The sequence below is a fragment of the Vibrio sp. 1557 genome, from assembly GCF_033340175.1.
In the GTDB taxonomy this organism is placed as follows: Bacteria; Pseudomonadota; Gammaproteobacteria; order Enterobacterales; family Vibrionaceae; genus Vibrio; species Vibrio alginolyticus.
Map to the genome: position 1 here is coordinate 1 of NZ_JAWOVZ010000113.1, position 1,481 is coordinate 1,481.

The 1,481-nt window shown below is 44.6% G+C and carries 2 protein-coding genes; both read right to left on the reverse strand.

Annotated elements, in window-relative coordinates:
* Nucleotides 1-388: LysR family transcriptional regulator (locus R7070_RS25050; RefSeq protein WP_318141378.1), on the reverse strand; the 388-nt coding region annotated here is incomplete at its 3' end.
* 114 nt (nt 389-502) lie between these two features.
* Nucleotides 503-1,378, reverse strand: coding sequence for a hypothetical protein (locus R7070_RS25055; protein WP_318141379.1), 876 nt, complete (start codon nt 1,376-1,378; stop codon nt 503-505).
* Between the last annotated feature and the right edge of the window lie 103 nt (nt 1,379-1,481).

A 1,481-nucleotide genomic window follows, 5' to 3' on the forward strand; every position in this document is an offset into this window, starting at 1 on the left:
ACTGTTCTTCGACGATGTCTATTTTCGCGTTGGGGTACTGCTCTTTTAAGGTGAGTAACAACTTTGGCAGAAGATAAGGTGCAATGGTCGGGATCATGCCAATGGACAACGGAAAGCAAAAAGGTTCGCCGCAACTGTGGTCGAGGTGTGCCATGTCTTCCAGTTGAAGCATGATGTTGCTGGCTTTGTCCAAAACCTCACGACCAAGTGGCGTGACGAGCACTTTTTTATTGTCCCGCTCAAAAATCTTAATGCCTAGTTGACGCTCCAGTTCACTGACGCCTGTGCTCAACGTTGATTGGCGAACATGACACAAATCGGCTGCTTTACGAAAATGCAGCGTTTTTGAGACAGCCAAGGCATAAGATAATTGTTTTATCGATAGCATAGCGTTTATCCATCCGTTGAGTCTTCTCGCCGTTCAAACTTCTCGTTCTAATGATCAAGCTTAGAAGATGGCTTTTTGTTATTCGAATTTCCCTAACGTTGTACCTGCCTTTGTTTACCATCCTTTCGCTCGGCATTGCCGTTCGATTCTGAGCGCGACTTGCTGTACTTGGTGATCAAGATAATCGGTCGAGCTCACCATTTGTCGCATGTCTTCAACAAAATGAGCGGGGCGAATCATCCGCAAAGTGTTTTCGTTTTTGCAAATAAAGTCGACACGCGGAATGCCAAGTTCATCCTCGTATTCAATGATGTAAGTTGCGGCGGTTTGGTGATTAAGTTGTGTGTTGAGTTCGAACATCCAATTGAGATACTGCTCTTCAATCCAACTTGAATAGTGCTGCTGGAAATAGTTTTTAAGTGATTGATAGTTAGCACTATTGAAATGGTGATATGTACTTCGTACTCCCGATTGCGGCTCACTTGTCGTTGGTATGTACAGTTCTATGGGTAATTGATAGGGGTAGCGATCGTGGCTCCAATCTTCGATCACCGATTTAACGTGATTCAAAATGTAGTGCAGGGCGCTGAACAATCTCGCATAAACGAGGCGAGACCCGTAGAACAGGCGTAAATGTTCACCATTGTATTGATTGATGTAATTGAGCGGAATTTTATAATTCACGCTCAAGTCGTCTTCATTAGTTGCAGTGACCGGATCATTACTTTGCAACAACCAGTGTTGGTGCTTGCGCCAAAAGGCAATGTCGGCCGATAGCATGTCCGGCCAAGCGGTGATCGGGAGGTGCGAACGATTGGGGTCACTAAAAGATATGAGGTCGTTACCCTCGCCGTGCAGTTTTTGTAATTCGCTATTGAGCTGATAAATCGTGTTAGGGTCTGCTTGCTGCCATAGGCGCTGCTTTTCTTCTTCACTATTACTTTCTAAGTACCCAGGCAGATAACGTTCATAAAGTCGTTCTTCTAACATAACTACTCTCTGAAAAGGCATCTGTTGATAGAAAGTATATACGCAGAAATGGGAAGCACAGTTCTTTACGATGTCTCATGAAGCCGATGAAAGCTCTGGATGA

What these genes read in the sequence shown, in the direction of transcription:
- R7070_RS25055 (WP_318141379.1), bottom strand. Translation starts at nt 1,378, where the DNA reads ATGTTAGAAGAACGACTTTATGAACGTTATCTGCCTGGGTACTTAGAA.